The 20,400-nt window shown below is 70.5% G+C and carries 16 protein-coding genes; 12 read left to right on the forward strand and 4 right to left on the reverse strand.

Annotated features, from left to right (window positions below; genetic code table 11):
• Window positions 1–307: 307 nt before the first annotated feature.
• Entirely contained in the window at window positions 308–1,093 is a 786-nt protein-coding gene (locus ABZ635_RS08945; protein WP_357761194.1) for an aspartate/glutamate racemase family protein, read from the reverse strand.
• 257 nt (window positions 1,094–1,350) lie between these two features.
• Between ABZ635_RS08945 and ABZ635_RS08950 the strand changes: the two genes are divergently transcribed.
• The 7 genes from ABZ635_RS08950 (at window position 1,351) to ABZ635_RS08980 (ending at window position 8,751) form a co-directional block, all read left to right on the forward strand.
• Window positions 1,351–2,835 carry an FAD-binding oxidoreductase gene (locus tag ABZ635_RS08950; RefSeq protein WP_357761197.1) on the forward strand — a complete coding sequence of 495 codons (1,485 nt, stop codon included), beginning with the start codon at window positions 1,351–1,353 and terminating at the stop codon, window positions 2,833–2,835.
• Between the two features lie 82 nt (window positions 2,836–2,917).
• Window positions 2,918–4,204: a cyclopropane-fatty-acyl-phospholipid synthase family protein gene (locus ABZ635_RS08955; RefSeq protein WP_357761200.1), complete on the forward strand. Its 1,287-nt coding sequence runs from the start codon at window positions 2,918–2,920 to the stop codon at window positions 4,202–4,204.
• 122 nt (window positions 4,205–4,326) lie between these two features.
• Complete coding sequence (locus ABZ635_RS08960) at window positions 4,327–4,812, forward strand: hypothetical protein (RefSeq protein WP_357761202.1); 486 nt, start codon at window positions 4,327–4,329, stop codon at window positions 4,810–4,812.
• 152 nt (window positions 4,813–4,964) lie between these two features.
• A complete protein-coding gene (locus ABZ635_RS08965; protein ID WP_357761205.1) occupies window positions 4,965–6,263 on the forward strand; it encodes a sugar ABC transporter substrate-binding protein in 1,299 nt (432 codons plus the stop codon).
• Between the two features lie 61 nt (window positions 6,264–6,324).
• Window positions 6,325–7,224, forward strand: coding sequence for a sugar ABC transporter permease (locus ABZ635_RS08970; RefSeq protein WP_357761477.1), 900 nt, complete (start codon window positions 6,325–6,327; stop codon window positions 7,222–7,224).
• Between the two features lie 54 nt (window positions 7,225–7,278).
• On the forward strand, window positions 7,279–8,175 hold the full coding sequence (locus ABZ635_RS08975; protein WP_357761207.1) for a carbohydrate ABC transporter permease: 897 nt from the start codon (window positions 7,279–7,281) through the stop codon (window positions 8,173–8,175).
• A gap of 60 nt (window positions 8,176–8,235) precedes the next feature.
• Window positions 8,236–8,751, forward strand: a complete 516-nt coding sequence (locus ABZ635_RS08980; protein WP_357761209.1) for a histidine phosphatase family protein — start codon at window positions 8,236–8,238, stop codon at window positions 8,749–8,751.
• Window positions 8,752–8,783: 32 nt separating this feature from the next.
• On the opposite strand, the gene ABZ635_RS08985 is transcribed toward ABZ635_RS08980, so the two are convergent.
• Entirely contained in the window at window positions 8,784–10,367 is a 1,584-nt protein-coding gene (locus ABZ635_RS08985) for a long-chain fatty acid--CoA ligase (RefSeq protein WP_357761212.1), read from the reverse strand.
• A 277-nt stretch (window positions 10,368–10,644) separates the two neighbouring features.
• On the opposite strand from ABZ635_RS08985, the gene leuS reads away from it, so the two are divergent.
• The 3 genes from leuS (at window position 10,645) to ABZ635_RS09000 (ending at window position 14,507) form a co-directional block, all read left to right on the forward strand.
• Window positions 10,645–13,140, forward strand: a complete 2,496-nt coding sequence (leuS, locus tag ABZ635_RS08990) for a leucine--tRNA ligase (protein WP_357761214.1) — start codon at window positions 10,645–10,647, stop codon at window positions 13,138–13,140.
• 63 nt (window positions 13,141–13,203) lie between these two features.
• The gene (locus ABZ635_RS08995; protein WP_357761217.1) at window positions 13,204–13,839 is read left to right on the forward strand and encodes a hypothetical protein; all 636 of its coding nucleotides are present in this window, start codon (window positions 13,204–13,206) and stop codon (window positions 13,837–13,839) included.
• Window positions 13,836–14,507, forward strand: coding sequence for a hypothetical protein (locus ABZ635_RS09000; protein ID WP_357761220.1), 672 nt, complete (start codon window positions 13,836–13,838; stop codon window positions 14,505–14,507). The genes ABZ635_RS08995 and ABZ635_RS09000 overlap by 4 nt, the downstream gene beginning before the upstream one ends.
• A gap of 15 nt (window positions 14,508–14,522) precedes the next feature.
• On the opposite strand, the gene ABZ635_RS09005 is transcribed toward ABZ635_RS09000, so the two are convergent.
• A complete protein-coding gene (locus tag ABZ635_RS09005) occupies window positions 14,523–15,524 on the reverse strand; it encodes an alpha/beta fold hydrolase (protein WP_357761480.1) in 1,002 nt (333 codons plus the stop codon).
• A 137-nt stretch (window positions 15,525–15,661) separates the two neighbouring features.
• Complete coding sequence (gene lexA, locus ABZ635_RS09010; protein ID WP_357761483.1) at window positions 15,662–16,336, reverse strand: transcriptional repressor LexA; 675 nt, start codon at window positions 16,334–16,336, stop codon at window positions 15,662–15,664.
• A gap of 660 nt (window positions 16,337–16,996) precedes the next feature.
• Here lexA and nrdR point away from each other — a divergent pair.
• Entirely contained in the window at window positions 16,997–17,473 is a 477-nt protein-coding gene (gene nrdR / locus ABZ635_RS09015) for a transcriptional regulator NrdR (RefSeq protein ID WP_357761223.1), read from the forward strand.
• 141 nt (window positions 17,474–17,614) lie between these two features.
• Complete coding sequence (locus ABZ635_RS09020) at window positions 17,615–20,362, forward strand: vitamin B12-dependent ribonucleotide reductase (RefSeq protein ID WP_357761226.1); 2,748 nt, start codon at window positions 17,615–17,617, stop codon at window positions 20,360–20,362.
• Window positions 20,363–20,400 lie beyond the last annotated feature (38 nt).

Below are 20,400 nucleotides of genomic sequence, written 5' to 3' on the forward strand. Positions count from 1 at the left end.
GGCCGTTCGTATGGACCAAGACGGCCGAGGAGATCTTCGAGACCATCGCCGCATATCTTCATCGAATTAACGACTCAGAACACTAGGGCGTGTTCTGTGGATCATTCCGCGCTCGCGTGGCCAGGCTGCCTCTCGCTGCGCCGATGGAGCTCGGACAGCCAAACCCGGGCTGACTTTCGCTCATCGTCTTGCGAGAGATGGCCTGGCGGCCGCTCGCGGTGCTGGCGGCTCCGCCGCCAGAAGGCGAAAGCATCCACAGAACACGCCCTAGAACACCGGAGCAGATGACGCGCGGCCGGTCCTGTGCTCAGCGGGGCAGGAGTGACCGGCCCGCCGGGTAGGCCAGAGCGGCCCGGGGCAGCTCGGCCGCCCGACCACTGGTCAGGACGGTGACCCGGCCGACCCGGTCGGGGGCCGGGGTACCGCGCCCGTCGGTGTGTTCGGCTCCGCCCACCCTGCGCAGGGTCTGGGCGGCCACCGCCCGGGCCGCGGTGAACAGTTCGGCCCGCCCGGAGAGGGCCCCGGAGATCTCGGCGTCCACGAGGTCGTAGTGCGTGCACCCCAGCACCACACCCCTGACCTCGGGCGGGGTGAGTGAGGCCGCGTACGCCACCGCGGTGTCGATCAGCGACGGGTCGGCGGACTCCACGGCCTCGGCCAGCCCCCGACACGCGACCTGCGTCACGTCCACGCCCCGCGCGAAGTCGGCCACGAGCCGTTGCTGGTAGGAGCTCCGAGTGGTGGCCTCGGTGGACCACACCGCGATGGGGGTGCCCGAGGCGGCCGCCGGTTTGATCGCGGGGACCGTCCCGATCACCGGGATACCCGGCTCCAGCTCGGTACGCAGCCGTTCCAGTCCGTGCACCGACGCGGTGTTGCAGGGGACGACCACGGCGTCCAGGTCGCCCGCCGCCTCCAGGGCGGCGCGGGCCCCGGCCAGGGCCCGGTCGATCACCTGTTCCGGGGTGCGGGGGCCCCACGGCATGTGGTCGGGGTCCATGGACAGGTACAGGTCGGCGTCGGGGCGGGCCGCGTGCAGGGCCGAGGCCGTGGACAGCATGCCGATACCGGAGTCAACGAGAGCGATGCGCACAGAACGGCATCCTATGCGGACCGTGCGGTAACACCGGCGTCACTCCAGGTGGCGGCCGTGACGAGGGTTTCGGTCTCGCGGATTCCACCGCCCCCGCGCCGAGCGTCCCCGCCCGAGAGCGGGTAAGACACGTACCGAAATGGGGTGGCCGTGGACGGATACCGGTAGGTAGAACTGAGGGGATCGGCCTGCCGCGGCATGCCACCACCGGTCCTGGCCGACCCACACCGTGTCGCCGACAGTCAGGGGAACCCGGTATGACTCCGAAACAGCCCGGTACGACCTCCAGCCCCGGCCCCCGGTCCCCACGGGGGCCGTCCTCCGGTTCGGGGCACGCCGGACACGTCGCGGCCGTCCAGCGCCTACTGCGCGACTACCGGGCCCTTCCGGAGGGCGCACCGGTCAGACTGGCTAAGCCGACCTCCAACCTCTTCCGGTTCCGTGAACGCTCCTCCGCGCCCGCCCTGGACGTGTCGGCCTTCTCCGGCGTCATCTCCATCGATCCGGTCGAGCGCCTGGCCGACGTCGGCGGCATGACGACCTACGAGGAACTGGTCGCCGCGACCCTTCCGCACGGCCTCATGCCCACCGTCGTCCCGCAGCTGCGCACCATCACCCTGGGCGGGGCCGTCACCGGCCTCGGAATCGAGTCCTCCTCCTTCCGTAACGGCCTCCCGCACGAGGCCGTCCAGGAGATGGAGATCCTCACGGGCTCCGGCGAGGTCGTCACCGCCACCCGTGACAACGCGCACGCCGACCTCTTCCACGGGTTCCCCAACTCCTACGGCACCCTCGGGTACGCCCTCCGGCTGCGTGTGGAACTCGACCCCGTCTCCCCCTACGTGCACCTGCGCCACCTGCGGTTCCGCGACGCGGCGACCGCGATGGACGCGCTCGCCCTGATCTGCGCCGAGGCCTCCCACGAGGGCCAGCCGGTGGACTTCGCGGACGGTGTGGTGTTCGGCCCCGACGAGCTGTACCTCACGCTGGCCCGCTTCACCGACCACGCCCCCTGGACCAGCGACTACACGGGGAACGACGTCTACTACCGGTCCATCCCGCGCTACGCCGACCCGGTGGGGGGAGCCGTCGGGCCCGGCGACTACCTCACCGTGCACGACTACCTGTGGCGCTGGGACACCGACTGGTTCTGGTGCTCCCGCGCGTTCGGCACCCAGAACCGGTTCGTGCGCCCGTTGTGGCCCCGGTCCCTGAAAAGGTCCGACGTCTACCGCAGGCTGGTCGCGTGGGACCGGCGCACCGACTTCTCCCGGCTGTTGAACCACTACCGCGGCCGCCCCCAGCAGGAGCCCCTCATCCAGGACGTCGAGGTGGGAGTGGAGCGGGGGGCGGAGTTCCTCGACTTCTACCACGCCGAGATCGGCATGACCCCCCTGTGGATGTGCCCGCTCAGGCTTCGCGAACCCCGTCGCGCCGGGCTCGCCGCCGACCAGCACGTGTGGCCGCTCTACCCCCTGGAGAACGACCGCCTGTACGTGAACTTCGGGTTCTGGGGCCTGGTCGACACCGTCCCCGGGCAGCGTCGCGCCCACCACAACCGCAGGGTCGAGGAGGAGGTCACCCGGCTGGGCGGCCACAAGTCCCTGTACTCCGACTCCTTCTATTCGAAGGACGACTTCTGGGCGCTCTACAACGGCGCCGACTACCAGGACCTCAAGGAGACCTACGACCCCCGGGGCCGACTCCTGGACCTGTACGCCAAGTGCGTGCGTAACCGCTGAAGCACCCATCGCCGAGCACTGACGGCTCCACCGGGCGGTGGCCCGAGGCAGGGGCCGCACACGGGACGGAAAGGACAAGAGCATGCGGCTTGCAGAGATCTTCGAGCGTGTCGTGGGACCCGACGCGCCCATCCGGTTCACCGCCTACGACGGGAGCCGCGCGGGCGACCCGAACAGCGAGGTCACCGTGAACGTGCGGACCCCGGTGGCCGTCAACTACCTGGCCCAGTCGCCCAACGCGGTGGGCCTGACCCGCGCCTACGTCTCCGGACACCTGGAGCTGGAGGGCGACATGTACACGGCGCTGAGGCACATGGCGGACTTCACCTTCGCCGAGGGGGTCAACGTCACCGTCCGGGACCTGTTCGCGATCGTGGGGTCGGTGGGGTGGGTGAAGTTCGTGAACCGGGTGGCGCCCCCGCCGCAGGAGATGCGCAGGGGCGCCCTGCTCGGACGGGGGCCCAGACACTCCAGACAACGCGACGCCGAGGTCATCCACCACCACTACGACGTCTCCAACGAGTTCTACGAGCTGGTCCTGGGGCCGTCGATGACCTACACCTGCGCGGTCTTCGACGAGGAGGACGGGGCCCTGGACCGGGTGGGTTCCTTCGACGGGGCCCTGGAGTCCGCCCAGTTCCGCAAGTACGACCTGGTCGCGCGCAAGCTGGGGCTGGAGAAGGGCATGCGTCTGCTGGACGTCGGCTGCGGGTGGGGCGGCATGGTGCGCCACGCCGCCCGTGAGCTGGGCGTGCGCGCGGTCGGGGTGACCCTGTCCAAGGAGCAGGCGGAGTGGGGAGCCAAACGGATCGCCCAGGAGGGGCTGACCGGCCTCGCCGAGATCCGCCACATGGACTACCGCGACGTGCCGGACGCCAGCTTCGACCGGATCAGTTCGATCGGGCTGACCGAGCACATCGGCGCCCGGAACCTGGACCCGTACTTCGCCTCGCTGCACGCGAAGCTGGTGCCGGGAGGCCGACTGCTCAACCACTGCATCACGCGGCCCAGCAACAACCTCAAGCCCATGAACACCAAGGGTGTCATCAACAGGTACGTGTTCCCCGACGGCGAGCTGGAGGGCCCGGCCCAGATCCAGACCGCCATGAACGACGCCGGTTTCGAGATCCGCCACCAGGAGAACCTGCGCGAGCACTACGCCCTCACCCTGCGTCACTGGGGCGCCAACCTCGAACGCCACTGGGACGAGGCGGTCGCCGAGGTGGGGGAGGGGACCGCGCGGGTGTGGCGGCTCTACATGGCCGGGTGCGTCCTGGGCTTCGAGCGGGACGTGGTCCAACTCCACCAGATCCTCGGGGTCCGGCTCGACGGTACCGACGCGCACATGCCGCTGCGTCCGGACTTCTGACCGCGCCGGGGTGTTCGCGCTGCGCGGACACCCCGGTGTCCGGCCCCGGCCTGCGCGACGCGGGGGCCCCGAGGCGGCATCATGGAGCCGTCACACCCAGCAGCCGTGAAGGGACCCACCCCGTGTCCTCCGACGACAACCCGCCCCAGGGCGACCCGACCCCCGCGCACGACCTGCCCGAGCACGTCCGGCGGACCGCGATCGACCTGATCGGCGCCTACGCGGACCACAACCGGGAGGAACTCGACCGGGCCGTCCCCCGCGCGGCGGACGACGTCGACGACGTCCTGTCCGAACTCAGGGTGATCGCCGCCTTCCTGGGCCGCCGCGTGCAGGAGACCGGTGTGGTGTGGAAACCGGCCGACTCGCGCGAGGCCGTGGCCCGCACCGTCGCCGAGATGCTCCCGCCGGAGCTGGAGTTCGCCGTCTCCACGGCCTGGGAGGCCCACTCCATCGGTGAGGAGGAGACGGCCGAGCGTCTCGCGCAGGGCGACCGCATGGTGTTCGCGCACATGCTCGCCGCGTTCTGCGCCGCCATCGGCCTGGCCGTCTACAAGCGTGCCGAACTGGTCCCGACCCTGCGTCAGGTGACCGGCCTCGGCGACTGACCGGCCGGGTCGACCGGCCGGGAACCCCGGTCGGATTCGCCCGCTAACAGGTCAGACACAAGTCGCAGTGGTTTACTTCACAAGTCGTCGTTCTTTACGTAGGTTTCCTACCAACCCTCAGGGGACCCTCGAAAGGAACGGGAGGCGAGCCGATGGCCCGCAGACGAGTACACGAGTACGTCACCCTCCCCGCAGCCACACTGACCCTGGTGCTTGCGGCGACCGCCTGCGGTGGCGGCGGTGGCGGGAACGGTGACGGCGGCGGCTCCACCGACGCCCTCAAGGTGTGGATCATGGAGGGCACCAACCCGGACGCCAGCGCCTTCTTCGACGAGGTCAACGAGGCCTACACCGAGCAGACCGGTACCGACGTCGAGGTCGAGTTCGTGCCCTGGTCCGACGCCCAGAACAAGATCAGCACGGCCATCGCGGGCGGCACCATGCCCGACGTCGTCGAGCTGGGCACCACCTTCACACCGGAGTTCGCCGACGCGGGAGCCCTGCACGACCTCTCCGGCTACGTCGACGACCCCTCCCGGTTCCAACAGGACATGTACTCCATGGGCGTCATCGACGACGCCGTCTACGGTGTGCCCTGGTACGCGTCGATCCGTTCGATCATCTACCGCAAGGACATCTTCGAGGAGCACGGTCACGAGGAGCCGACCTCGTGGGAGGAGCTCCGCGAGACCGCGATGGACCTCGCCGAGGCCGAGGACGGCATGATCGGCTTCCCCGTGCCCGGCCAGGCCCAGTACTCGGTCATGCCGTGGATCTGGGGCGGAGGCGGCGAGGTCGCCGTCCAGGAGTCCGACGGCACCTGGACCTCCACCATCAACACGCCGGAGGGCCGCGCCGGAGTCGAGTTCTTCACCAACCTGTCCCTGGAGGACGGCCTGTCCACCACGGGCGCGGTGAACTGGAACGAGATCGACGTCATGGAGTCGCTCGCCGACGAGAACGCCATCATGGCGATCTCCAACAGCTCCAACCCCAAGGCCATCGTCGAGTCCAACCCCGACCTGGAGGGCAAGCTCGGCGCGTTCGTGCTGCCCGGTCAGGACGAGGGGTACACGGACTCCTTCGCCGGGGGTTCCCTGCTGTCGGTGTTCGAGGGCACCGGCAACGAGGAGGCGGGCTGGGAGTACGTCGACCTCCTGACCAACGGCGAGTTCTTCGACCGCTGGGGCGAGGAGAGCGGCTTCTTCCCGGCCGGTGTCGACCAGATCCAGGCCTACGCCGAGTCCGGTGACCCGCTGGTCGAGCCCTTCGCCACCCAGCTGCTGGAGGCGGGCAAGAGCACCCCGGCCGTCCCCGCCTGGTCGCAGGTGGAGGCCGAGGGGATCATCGTCGGCATGCAGCAGGACATCCTCAACGGCGAAGCGACCGTGGAGGAGGCGACCGACCGCGCCGCCGAGTCCATCGAGACCATCCTCAACGGAGGAAACTAGGTTGCAACCCGCAACACCGGTCCGGCCGCCCAGGGGCGGCCGACGCGCGCCGCTCCTGGGAATGCGGGGGCGGCGCGCCCTCCTGCCCTGGGTGCTCCTGGTACCCCCGCTGGGGGTCATCGGTCTCCTGCTGCTGTTCCCCATCGGCCGGATCGTGTGGCTGTCCTTCCGGGACTTCAAGCTGCGCAACCTGGTCTCGGGGGAGTCCGACTTCATCGGGCTGGACAACTACCTCTCCCTGCTGACGGACCCGTACCTGTGGCGGGTCGTGCTGGTCAACACGGTGGTGTTCGCCCTGGTGGCGGTGGTGGCGACCGTGGTCCTGGGGACGCTCGTCGCCCTGTTGCTGGCCAACCTCCGGCCGATCACGCGGGTGGTCGTGGTCTCGTGCGTCATGGTGGCCTGGGCGATGCCCGCCGTGAGCGGGACCTACGTGTGGATCTGGATCTTCGACGTGGACCACGGGGTGGTGGCGCAGGCGCTGAAGTCACTGGGCCTGATCGACCCCTCCGGCTACAACTGGTTCGCCGACCGGTTCTGGTTCTACGCCATCGTGACGCTCAACATCGTGCACAGCGGGTTCCCGTTCGTGGCCGTCACGGTCCTGGCGGGGCTGCTCACGGTGCCCAAGGAACTGCACGAGGCCGCCCGGATCGACGGAGCCGGGGCGTGGAAGCGCTTCTGGCACGTCACGTTCCCGACACTGCGCCCGGTGTTCGCCGTGGTGACGGTCCTGTCCACTATCTGGGACTTCAAGGTGTTCGCCCAGATCTACCTGATGCCCGGCGGCGACGTCGGGGGTTCCCAGATGCTCAACCTGGGCGTGTGGGCCTACGTGCGCTCCTTCGGGCAGAACGACTTCGGCACGGGTTCGGCCATCGCGGCCCTGCTCACCCTGCTCCTGCTCGGGATCACCGTCGTCTACCTGCGCGCGCTGTTCCGGGAGGACGAACTCAGATGATCCCCGACCCGTTCGCCCGCCACCGTCAGCGCCCCGCCCGTTCGAGGAGGTCCGATGGACACGCACACCGCTGAGACGCCCTCCGACGCGTGGGAGGCGCGGGTCCTGGCCTCCCGGCGCCGGGGCGGCGCGCTCCGGGCCTGGCGGGTGGTCGGCAAGGCCGCCGGGGTGAGCGTGCTGCTGCTCTTCACCCTGTTCCCCGTGTACTTCATGCTGATGAGCGCGTTCTCGGACAGCACCACCTCGGGGACCGGGGCGCTGCTGCCCACCTCGTTCACGCTGGACAACTTCACGTACGTCATGACCGAGGGCAACTTCGGTACCTACCTGCGCAACTCGCTGACGGTCGCCGCCATCACCGTGGCCTTCGCGTGCGTGCTGTCAATGCTGGCGGCCGTGGCGGTGGCGCGGTTCCGCTTCCGGTTCCGCACCGCGGTGCTGGTGATGATCCTCATCGTGCAGATGGTGCCCCTGGAAGCGCTGGTCATCCCGCTGTTCATCCAGGTCCGCGACCTCCAGATGCTCAACACGGTGATCGGGCTGAGCATCGTGTACGTGGCGCTGTCCCTGCCCCTGGCGGTGTGGATGATGCGCGGCTTCGTCGCCGCGGTCCCCAAGGAGGTCGAGGAGGCCGCCTACATCGACGGCGCCACCTGGCCCCAGATGTTCTGGAAGGTGCTGTTCCCCCTGGTGGCCCCGGGGCTGGTGGCCACGGCGATCTTCTCGTTCATCGTCGCCTGGAACGAGTTCGTGCTGGCGTTCACCTTCATGACGCAGAGCTCCAACTACACGGTGGCCGTGGGCCTGCGCCAGTTCTTCGGCCAGTACGCGAACGACTGGGGGCACGTCATGGCGGCCTCCACGATCATCACCATCCCGGTGATGGTGTTCTTCGTCCTGGTGCAGCGCTGGATGGTCTCCGGTCTGGTCCAGGGAGCGGTCAAGGGGTAGCGGCCGCACCGGACCGGCGGAGGGTGTTTGACCGGCGGCCCCCGGTGGCAGGAAGACCGCGTGACCAACACACCGCACCGCATCGTCCTCCTCCGCCACGCCAAGGCCGAGTGGCCCGACACCGACGACCACGAACGCCCCCTCGCGGACCGCGGGCGCCGGGACGCTCCCGCGGTCGGGCGCTGGCTGGCGGGGTCGGGGATCACCCCCGACCTCGCCCTGTGCTCCACGGCCACCCGCTGCCGCGAGACCTGGAAGCTCGTCGTCCCGGAACTGGCGCGGCGACCACGGACCGTGTACGACGAGCGCCTGTACGAGGCCACCACCGGTGACCTGATCGCCGTGCTCAACGAGACGGACGACGACGTCGCGGACCTGGTCGTGGTCGGACACAACCCCGGACTGCACGCCGTGGCCGACGCCCTCGCGGGTGGAGCCGAGGGCGAGCTGCTGGCCCGGACGAACCGCTCCGGCTTCCCGACCTCCTCCGTCGCGGTGCTGACGTTCACCGGCTCCTGGAAGTCCCTGGAACACGGGACGGCCCACCTGGCCGCCTTCTGGACCCCGCACGCCTGAGCGGCGGGGTCCAGGGAGGCGGACGGGACGGCTCAGCCGTCGGCGCGCAGTTCGCGCTTGAGGATCTTGCCGGTGGAGGTCATCGGCAGTTCGGTACGGAACTCGATCTCACGCGGGTACTTGTAGGCGGCCAGCCGCTCGCGTGCGAAGGCGGTCAGTTCCTCGGAGGAGACCTCCGCGCCCTCCTTGGGGATCACGAACGCCTTCACCTCCTCGCCGTGCGTCTCGTGCGCGATGCCCACGACCGCGGCCAGGCTCACGCCCGGGTGGGTCATCAGGACCTCCTCGACCTCGCGCGGGTACACGTTGTAACCGCCCCGGATGATCATGTCCTTGGAACGGTCGATGATGAAGTAGAAGCCGTCGTCGTCGCGGCGGGCGATGTCGCCGGTACGGAACCAGCCGTCCCTGATGACCTCGGCGTTGACCTCGGGGCGGTTGTGGTAGCCCTTCATGACCAGGTGGCCCCGGACCGCGATCTCGCCGACCGGCTCCCGCTCGCCCTCCCTGACGACCTCGTTCCACTCGGGGTCGATCAGCTTCATCTCCACGCCCCAGACCGGACGGCCGATGGAGCCGGTCTTGGCGCCGGTGGCGGGGTTGTTGAAGGAGGCCACCGGTGAGGTCTCCGACAGGCCGTACCCCTCCTTGATGCCCACGCCGAACAGCTTGGTGAAGTCCTCCGCGAGCTGGGCGGGCAGGGCCGAACCCCCGGAGACGGCGTCGACCACGTTGGCGGCGATGCCCTCCAGGTCGTACCGGCCGGGCTCGGCGCCGCGCGCGGCGTTCAGCAGGCCCCAGTACATGGTGGGCACGCCCGCGAATCCGGTGACGCCCTCCTTCTGCATGAGCTCCAGCGCCTGGTCGCCGTCGAAGCGCGGCATGAGCACCATGGTGCCGTGCCGGTACAGGGAGGCGTTGAGCATCACCGTCTGGCCGAAGATGTGGAACAGGGGGAGGACGGTCAGGGAGACGTCGCGGCCGTCCGGATGCGCGTTGACCAGGCTGGAGGCGACCACAGCGTTCATCATCAGGTTGTGGTGGCTGAGCTCGGCGCCCTTGGGCTTACCGGTGGTGCCGCTCGTGTAGATGATGACGGCGGTGTCGTCCGCCCCGGACTGCGCGGACTCGAAGGTGCCGGGCTGGCCGGCCAGCGCCGACCAGAGGGTCTCGGCGCCGTCGATCGCCGACTCGGTGGCCCCCGCCGACGCGGGCATGTCCACGAAGATCTCGCAGCCCTCCACCTGGCCGAACGCCTCGAAGGCGCGCTCTCCCAGCGGGAGTTCGGGGGTTCCCGTGAAGGCGAACAGGGCCCGGGCACCCGAGTCCTCCAGGTGGTAGGCGATCTCCCTCGGGGTGAGCAGGACGTTCAGGGGCACCACCACGGCCCCCGCCTTGAGGACGCCGAAGTACACGAACGGGAAGTACGGGAGGTTGGGGCTGGCCAGCGCCACCCTGTCGCCGGGGCGCACGCCCCGGGCGACCAACAGGTTGGCCACCTGGTTGGCGATCATGTCGGTGACCGCGTAGTTGAGCCGGGTGTCGCCGAAGACCAGGCACTCCTTCTCGGGCGCGGAACGCGCGCCGTCCTCAAGGAGAACAGACAGGTTGAACATGGGGGCCTCCCGCAGACAAGTGAATCCGGACAGGTGAAACGAGAGACAGGTGTGACCTGTATCGCGTGTTCTGCGCCACTTTGACGGCAGAGTAACAAACCGGGCGGTCGGTGGGGAGGGGCGCTGGGCTCCCTGGCCTCCGGCACGGCGCTCACCCTCCGTGACGGGGGCTGGTTCCCGGGCCCGTCCCGGATGGCGGGAAACCGGTCTTCGCGCGGGCGGCCCAGCCGCTAACCTGAAGGCGACACACCCAGAACCGGCTAAGGAACACTCAGCGATGACAGCGGTAGACGGCGACCAGACGACGGGCGACACCTACGACGCCCGCGCCCTCCAGGACAAGTGGCAGGCGCGCTGGGCCGCCGAGCTTCCGTTCGAGGCCGACATGGACCCGGGCGACACCCGGCCCCGCTCCTATGTCGTCGACATGTTCTCCTACCCCTCCGGCGACCTCCACATGGGCCACGCGGAGGCGTACGCCATCGGCGACGTCATCGGCCGCTACCGCCTCCAGCGCGGCGACAACGTCCTGCACCCGGTCGGCTGGGACTCCTTCGGCCTGCCCGCGGAGAACGCGGCCATCAAGAACAACGACCACCCCTACAAGTGGACGTACGCCAACATCGAGACCCAGGCGTCCTCGATGCGCCGCTACGGGCTGGCCCTGGACTGGTCGCACCGCCTGCACACCAGCGACCCCGAGTACTTCAAGTGGAACCAGTGGCTGTTCACCCGCTTCTTCGAGCGCGGGCTGGCCTACCGCAAGGACGGCCTGGTCAACTGGTGCCCGCAGGACCAGACCGTGCTCGCCAACGAGCAGGTCGTGCAGGGCCGGTGCGAGCGCTGCGGCTCCGAGGTCGAGCGCCGCGCCCTCAACCAGTGGTACTTCAAGATCACCGACTACGCCCAGCGGCTGCTGGACGACATGGACCAGCTCGACAACGGGCGCTGGCCCGACGAGATCCTGGCCATGCAGCGTAACTGGATCGGCCGCTCCACCGGTGCCGACGTGCACTTCGAGATCGAGGGCCGCGACGAGCCGGTCACCGTCTACACGACCCGGCCCGACACCCTGTACGGGGCCACCTTCTTCGTGGTCGCCGCCGACGCCGACCTGGCCGAGGAGCTGTGCGCGCCCGAGCGGCGCGAGGCGTTCGAGAACTACCGGTCCGACGTCGCCAAGCTCTCCGACATCGAGCGCCAGACCACCGAGCGCCCCAAGACCGGCGTGTTCCTGGGCCGCTACGCGATCAACCCGGTCAACGGCGAGCGCATGCCCGTCTGGGCCGCCGACTACGTGCTCGCCGGGTACGGCCACGGCGCCATCATGGCGGTGCCCGCCCACGACCAGCGCGACCTCGACTTCGCCCTGGCCTTCGACCTGCCCGTGCGGGTGGTCGTCGAGACCGGCGAGGCCGACCCGTCCGAGACCGGGGTGGCCACCGCGGGCGAGGGCCTCCTGCGTGACTCCGGTCCGCTGGACGGCCTCAGCAAGACCGACGCCATCGAGCGCATCATCGGTATCCTGCGCGAGCGCGGCACCGGAGACGCCACGGTCAACTACCGCCTGCGCGACTGGCTGCTGTCCCGCCAGCGCTACTGGGGCACCCCGATCCCGATCATCCACTGCCCGTCCTGCGGCGAGGTCGCCGTCCCCGACGAGCAGCTGCCGGTCACCCTGCCCGACCTCCAGGGCGCCGAGCTGGCGCCCAAGGGCATCTCGCCGCTGGCCGCCGCCAAGGAGTGGCTGCACGTGGACTGCCCGTCCTGCGGCGGTCCGGCCGAGCGGGACACCGACACCATGGACACCTTCGTGGACTCGTCCTGGTACTTCCTGCGCTATGTCTCCTCGCACCTGGACACCGCCCCCTTCGACACCGACGAGGTGAACAAGTGGGGGCCCGTCGACCACTACATCGGCGGTAAGGAGCACGCGACGCTGCACCTGATGTACGCGCGCTTCTTCACCAAGGTCCTGTACGACATGGGCATGGTCGGCTTCACCGAGCCCTTCCGGCGGCTCACCAACCAGGGCCAGGTCATCAACGAGGGCCGGGCGATGTCGAAGTCACTGGGCAACGGCGTGGACCTGGGCAGGGAGATCGACGCCTACGGTGTCGACGCGGTCCGGCTCACCATGCTGTTCGCCTCCCCGCCCGAGGAGGACGTGGACTGGGCTGACGTGTCCGTCGTGGCCGCCCAGAAGTTCCTCAACCGCGCCTACCGGGTGATGAGCGAGGCGGGCGCGGGCAGCGCCCCGAGTGCCGACCCCGCCCGGGGCGACACCGATCTGCGCCGCTTCACCCACCGCACCATCGACCAGGTCACCGCCCTGGTCGAGGACAAGCGCTTCAACGTCGCCATCGCGCGCTGCATGGAACTGGTCTCGGCCGCCCGCAAGGCGATCGACTCCGGCCCCGGCGCCGCCGACCCGGCCGTCCGCGAGGCCGCCGAGTTCGTGGCCGTCGCCCTGTCCCTCTTCGCGCCCTACATCGGCGAGGAGGGCTGGGAGAAGCTCGGCCGCACCGGTTCGGTCGCGGTCGGCAACTGGCCCGAGGCCGACCCGGCCCTGCTGGTCCAGGAGTCCGTCACCTGCGTGGTGCAGGTCCAGAGCAAGGTCCGGGACAAGCTGTCGGTCTCTCCCGACATCGACCCCGCCGAGCTCGAGCGGCTGGCCCTGGCCTCGGAGAAGGCCCAGGGCTTCATCGGGGACAAGACCGTGCGCAAGGTCATCGTCCGCGCGCCCAAGCTGGTGAACATCGTCGTCGGCTGATCCGTCGTGCGGGGCGGTGGTCGCGGCCGCGACCACCGCCCTCTACCTTGGGTGTGACAACTGATGGGGAGGCGGTGGCCGGTGGGCTCTGCGACGGGTGCTGGACCCCGGCCCTGGGTACGGGCGGCTGTCGTGGTGACGGGCACCGTGGTGGTCTCCACCGCCGCGGTCGGCGGTGGCCTCTGGCTCACGGGGGACGACCCCGACCAGCCGCACGGCGGCGACGCCCACACCTCGGCGCCACCGTGCGGGGTGGTCCCCGAGGACGCCGTCGCCCGGGCACTGCCCGGCGCGGTCCTGGAGACCGACACCGGGGGTCCCGTGGCGGGTGGAGAGGGCACGGCGTGCGTGTGGACCACCGCCGGGCTCGACACCGACCCCCAGGGTGTGCTGCGGGTGGACCTGTCGGCGCGCTTCACCGACGCCTCGGCCGAACCCGTCGTCACCGGTGACGAGGCCGCGGCCCGCGCCCAGGAGGACGTGGTCCCGCAGCGCGGTCGGCCGGTGGAGCTGGGCTCCGGAGGCCGGGCCGAGGTCTGGCGCGGTCAGGTCCCCGGCACCGCCGAACTCGCCTTCCACCACGACAACCTCCTGGTCCGCGTGTCCTACAGCGCGGTGGAGGAGGACGATCCCGTGCCCTTCGACCGTGCCCGAGAGACCGTGGTGGGCTTCGCCGAACAGCTGGGGGAGGTCCTGTGAGTTCCCCGCACCCCGGCCCCCCGCCCGTCTCCGGTCCCCGCGAGGACCCCGGGGCCACCCCGCCGCAGAGCCGGGCGCTGGCCGTCACCCTGCTGGTCGTGCTCGTCGCGGCCGTCCTCGCCCTGGCGGGCTGGCTCGCCTGGTACCTGCTCGGCGACCGCGTGGAACGCGGAGAGTTCGAGGCGGCCCCCGAGTGCGGGGTTGGGGAGACCGATACCCTCGCCGATCTGGTGCCCGATTACGAGAACGAGCTCGAGGAGACCGTGGGCACCGCCCAGGACGCGTTCGGCACCGGATGGCAGTGCCGCTGGGCCACGCCCGAGGGCACCGGCGGCTCCGTGCCCTCCGCCGCCACCCTCGTCCTGGTCGCGGCCCCCGTCGAGGGAGGCGAGGACACCGCCGCCGACACCCTGCGCGCCACGGCGGACGGCAACGACGCCAGCCCGGTCGACGGTCTCGGAGACGAGGCCCTCACCTGGGTGGAGGAGGGCGCCTTCGAGGTGGGCTGCGTGGGGGTGCGGGTCTCCAACCTGTACCTGGAGTCCTGCTACACCGCCGCCACCGACTACGACGCACTCGACTCCCTGGACGGCGCGACGGCGCAGGAGAGGGCCCAGCTCCTCGCCCGCTCCGTCGTGGACCAGCTGCCCGCCCCCGAGGACGACTAGGGCGGCTCCGCCCCGTTACCAGAGGCCGTCGAGGAAGCGCTCCAGCGCCGGGGCCACGTCGGGGGAGAACGCGCGGTCCGCGTCGGGTGCGACGGCCCCGGGGGAGTCGTCGTACTCCCGCAGGATGTGGTCGGCCCCGGCCAGGTCCACCCGCTCGGCGCCGGGCAGACCGGTCATGAGCCGGTCGACCTCCTCCTGGTTCACCTGCGCGTCCCGCTCGCCCCACAGGACCAGCACCGGGGTGTTCTCGGGCAGGTCCTCGGCCAGCTCCACCGGGTCGAAGGCGTCGATCCAGGCCAGGTAGTCGGCGCCGTTCTCGTCGAACAGGCCGGTGGCGTCGGTCTCGGGCAGGGCGCGGCCGGAGCGGACCGAGGCCCGCCCCGCCCGCAGGTCGGACAGCATCCGCGCGGCGCCCGCCTCGTCGATGCCGCCCTGGGCCTCGGCGACGCGCACCTGCTCGGAGACCTGCCGGTCGATCAGGTCGAGCATGCGCGTACCCGGCGGGGCGGCCAGTACCAGGGCGGGTTCCGCGTCGAGGACCTCATGGGCGCGCAGTGCGAACAGGGCCCCCTCGCTGTGCCCCAGGACGAGGGTGCGCTCGGGGTCCACCTCGGGCTGGGCGACCAGCTCGGCGTAGGCGGCGGCCATCTGCCGGTCGAAGACCAGCGGGTCCACCGGTTGGTCGAGGGCCTCCTCCTCGGCCTCGCTCATCCGGTCCGGGTCGGCGCTGCCGAACTTGTCGTAGCGCAGGGACGCCGCCCCGGCGCTGGTCAGCACGCGGGCGAGGTTGAGGTTGGTGTCGGCGTCGGGGCGCACACTGCCGTTGCCGTCGCGGTCGGTGGGGCCGCTGCCCGAGATGATGAGTACCCCGGGGACGGTGCCGCCGGTGTCGGCGGGCGCGGTGAAGGTTCCGGGCACCGTGAAGCCGCCGCCCTCGAAGGAGACCTCGCGTTCCCGCCCGGGGGCGCCGGGCAGCACCGGGTCGGCGCCGTCGTCGGGCGCGCACGCGCTGACCATCAGGACCGCGGCGGCCACGGAGGCGGCCAGGGCGGCCCGGAGCCGGTGCGGGGCGGGAGGAACGGGAGCGCAGGCAGGTGTCGACACGCCCTCAGCGTAGCGGCCCGCCCCGCGCCCCCGGCTCCGGGACCAGTAGCTCAGACGCGGCGCATGACCGTGACGACCTTGCCGAGGATGGTGGCCTGGTCGCCCTGGATGGGCTCGTAGGCGTCGTTGCGCGGCATCAGCCACACGTGCCCGTCCGGCTCCCGGCGCAGCACCTTGACGGTCGCCTCGTCGTCGAGCAGCGCCGCGACGATGTCGCCGTTCTCGGCGGTCTGCTGCTGGCGCACCACGACCAGGTCGCCGTCGGTGATCGCGGCGTCGATCATGGAGTCGCCGACCACGGTGAGCATGAACAGGCGCCCCTCACCGACCAGCTGCCGGGGGAGCGCCAGGACGTCCTCGACCGCCTCCTCGGCCAGGATCGGGCCGCCGGCGGCGATCCGGCCGACCAGCGGGACGGACGCCGCGCGGGTGGAGTCGGCGGTGAGCTCCTCCTGGGTGAGGGTCTGGGAGGCCCCGCGGCCGGGGGTGCGCAGCTCCACGGCGCGCGGCCGGTTCTGGTCCCGGTGCAGGTACCCCTTGCGCTGGAGCACCTTGAGCTGATGCGCCACGCTGGAGGGGCTGGACAGGCCGACCGTGTCGCCGATCTCCCGGATGGACGGCGGGTACCCCCGCTCGCGGACGTACTTCTGGATGCAGTTGAGGACGCTCTGCTGGCGTGCGGTGAGTCTGGGGGTGTCGGGCGCGGACGCGCCCGGGTCGCCCACGGGCGAAAGAACGGTGGTGGGTCCTGAGCCGACGGCTCCGGGCTTGTCCTCCGGCACGGCCGGGCCTCCTCGGTGTTCGGTTCGGTCAGGGCCCGCGTGTGCGGCCGGTCACGGGCCACGCGGACCGGACGGCGAAGCCGGTGTGAAATCAAGGTCAACTTTAGTCGTTGCACACGGTGATATCAAACAAGCGTTCGAGAAGCCGTGGACGGGTCCCGGCGATTTCCCATTGTGTTTTCGCGCGCCGATTTTCCGGGTCGCACATATGCGCGGACACGAGGGGGGCCGTTGTCGTCCGAATGCGCGACCTCCGTATGGGGTTCGTCTCGCGTCGCCGCGTCCGCGTCGCGCGCCGGACGGGCGCGGGGGAATTCGGACGCGTCACGGTGTGGCGTCCGGCGGGCCGCGCGCCCGCGCCCCCTTATCCTGGGAAACGGCTCCCAGGGCCGCACATCCCCGTTTCCACCTCCCCGAACCGTGTGCTTCGGCGCCCCCTGTCCCGGGATTGGGGACACGCCGGTGCCAGGGTTGCGGGCGTCCGTCTCAACACCTAGGTTCGACCACAACATCTGGTGTTGGCATGGGGGCTGTGGTCAACAAGTTGTGGTTAAGTAGAAGCCTAGGGTTGTTGGTCGGGTAGAGAAAGCCAGGTGAACCGGGATGCACTGTCCGTTCTGCCGTCATCCGGACACCAGGGTGATCGACAGCAGGTCCACAGACGACGGCGCGGCCATCCGCCGCAGACGGACCTGCCCCGTCTGCGAGCGCCGCTTCACCACCCAGGAGACCGTCCTGCTGATGGTGGCCAAGCGCTCCGGGGTGACCGAACCCTTCAGCCGCACCAAGATCATCGCCGGAGTGCGCCGCGCCTGCCAGGGCCGCCCCGTGTCCGAGGACGCCCTCGCCAAACTCGGCCAGCAGGTCGAGGAGGAGATCCGCGGCCGGGGAGTGGCCGAGGTGCCCGCGCACGAGATCGGCCTGGCCATCCTGGGCCCCATGCGCGACCTGGACGAGGTCGCCTACCTGCACTTCGCCAGCGTCTACCGTGGGTTCGAGAGCCTCGCCGACTTCGAGGCCGAGATCGCCAGCCTGCGACAGGACCGCGAGGGGGAGCCCGTGGTCGACACCACCGGGTAGCACGGGCCGCGCCGGTACGGCCACCGCGAGGTGGGCGGGAGCACGGCGAACGCCGCGCCCTCCGCGCCACCCCGAACACACATGAGACGTCCGCGCGGTCAACGCCGGGTCCGCGCATGACCTTCGGGGGGAGACACCGCCATGGCACGCAAGAGCAGCGGTACGACGGGGCGCGCGGCCGGGGGGCTGACGATCGACCGGTTCAACACCACCGAGGGCGTCCACCCGTACGACACCCTGGAGTGGGAACTCCGCGACGTCGTCATCACCAACTGGCGCGACGGGTCCGTCAACTTCGAGCAGCGCGGCGTCGAGTTCCCCGCCAGCTGGTCCGTGAACGCCACCCAGATCGTCGCGAGCAAGTACTTCCGGGGCACCGTGGGCACCCCCGAACGCGAGTGGAGCCTCAAGCAGCTCATCGACCGCGTCGTGGGCGTCTACACCGAGACCGGCCGCTCCCACGGCTACTTCGCCACCGACAAGGACGCCGAGGTCTTCGACCACGAGCTCAAGTACGCCCTGGCCCACCAGCTGTTCAGCTTCAACTCCCCGGTCTGGTTCAACGTCGGAACCACCTCGAAGGCCCAGGTCTCCGCCTGCTTCATCCTGTCCGTGGACGACACCATGGAGTCGATCCTGGACTGGTACAAGGAGGAGGGGCTGATCTTCAAGGGCGGCTCCGGTGCCGGAGTGAACCTGTCGCGCATCCGTTCCAGCAAGGAGCTCCTGTCCTCCGGCGGTTCCGCCTCGGGCCCGGTCTCGTTCATGAGGGGCGCCGACGCCTCCGCCGGGACCATCAAGTCCGGCGGCGCCACCCGGCGGGCGGCCAAGATGGTGGTGCTCGACGTGGACCACCCCGACATCGAGGAGTTCGTCGAGACCAAGGCCCGCGAGGAGCACAAGATCCGCGCCCTGCGCGACGCGGGCTTCGACGTCGACCTGGGCGGCGACGACATGTTCAGCGTCCAGTACCAGAACGCCAACAACTCCGTGCGGGTGACGGACGCCTTCATGCGCGCCGTGGAGACCGGCTCCGAGTTCGGCCTGACCTCCCGCACCACCGGCGAGGTCATCGCCACCGTCGACGCCCGGGACCTCTTCCACCGCATGGCCCGGGCCGCCTGGGAGTGCGCCGACCCCGGCATCCAGTACGACGGCACCATCCAGGACTGGCACACCACCCCCGAGAGCGGCCGCATCACCGCGAGCAACCCGTGTAGCGAGTACCTCAGCCTGGACGACTCGTCCTGCAACCTGGCCTCCGTCAACCTGCTCAAGTTCCTGCGCGAGGACGACACGTTCGACGCCGAGGGCCTCACCCGCCTCGTCGAACTGGTGATCACGGCGATGGACGTCTCCATCACCTTCGCCGACTTCCCCACGGAGCGGATCGGTGAGACCACCCGCGCCTACCGGCAGCTGGGGATCGGCTACGCGAACCTGGGCGCCCTGCTCATGGCCACCGGCCACGCCTACGACTCGGAGGGCGGACGGGCCGTGGCCGCCTCGGTCACCTCGCTGATGACCGCCGCCGCCTACCGGCGCGGGGCCGAACTCGCCGGGGTGGTCGGCCCCTACGAGGGCTACGGGCGCAACGCGAAGGCCCACGAACGGGTCGTGCTCAAACACGCGGCGGCCAACGACGACCTGCGCCCCGTCGGGACCCTGGAGGAACCCGTCCACGCGGCCGCCACCGAGGAGTGGGCCCGGTGCCTGGAGGTCGGTCGACGCCACGGATGGCGCAACGCCCAGGCCAGCCTCCTCGCCCCCACGGGCACCATCGGGTTCATGATGGACTGCGACACGACCGGAATCGAACCCGACTTCTCCCTGGTCAAGTACAAGAAGCTGGTCGGCGGCGGCTCCATGCGGATCGTGAACCAGGCGATCCCCCGCGCACTGCGCAACCTGGGGTACCCGGACGAGCAGATCACACCGATCGTCGACCACGTGGCGGAGCACGGGCACGTGGTCGACGCGCCCGGGCTGCGGCGGGAACACTACGAGGTGTTCGACTGCGCGATGGGGCGCCGCTACATCCAGCCCATGGGGCACGTGCGCATGATGGCGGCCACCCAGCCGTTCCTGTCGGGGGCGATCTCCAAGACGGTGAACGTTCCGGAGGCCGCGACCGTCACCGACTTCGAGGAGATCTACCACGAGGGTTGGCGGCTGGGACTCAAGGCACTGGCGGTCTACCGGGACAACTGCAAGGTGGGGCAGCCGCTGTCCGCCTCGGGGACGTCGGGGGAGGCGGGCGAGGCGCCCCAACCGGTGCGGCGGCGCCTGCCCAAGAAGCGGCCGAGTGAGACCACCTCGTTCTCCGTGGGCGGAGCCGAGGGCTACATCACGGCGGGCTCCTACCCGGACAGCGGGCTCGGAGAGGTGTTCCTCAAGCTCGGCAAGCAGGGCTCCACCCTGGCCGGGGTGATGGACGCCTTCTCCATCGCGATCTCCATCGCCCTCCAGTACGGGGTGCCGCTGGAGACCTACGTGGAGAAGTTCACCAACATGCGGTTCGACCCGGCGGGCATGACGGACGATCCGGACATCCGGATGGCGCAGTCGGTGGTGGACTACATCTTCCGCCGCCTGGCCCTGGACCACCTTCCACACGAGGAGCGGGCGGCTCTGGGGGTCCTCTCCGCCTCGGAGCGCGAGGCCCGGCTCCACGCCGAGGACCCGGCCCAGGCGGCCGTGCAGGTGGAGTCGTACGCGCAGTCGGCCGCCCCGAGCGAGGCCCCGGCGGGGGAGGGCCACCCCAGCGAGCACTTCTCCGAGGGGTTCGTGGCCGACGCGCCCCTGTGCACCACGTGCGGGACCAGGATGCGCCCGGCCGGCAGCTGCTACGCGTGCGAGGGCTGCGGCGCCACCAGCGGTTGCAGCTGAGGGGGCACGCCACCCCGAAGGGGATGGGAGGAGGCTCC

Source organism: Nocardiopsis sp. NPDC007018, from assembly GCF_040635075.1.
GTDB lineage: Bacteria > Actinomycetota > Actinomycetes > Streptosporangiales > Streptosporangiaceae > Nocardiopsis.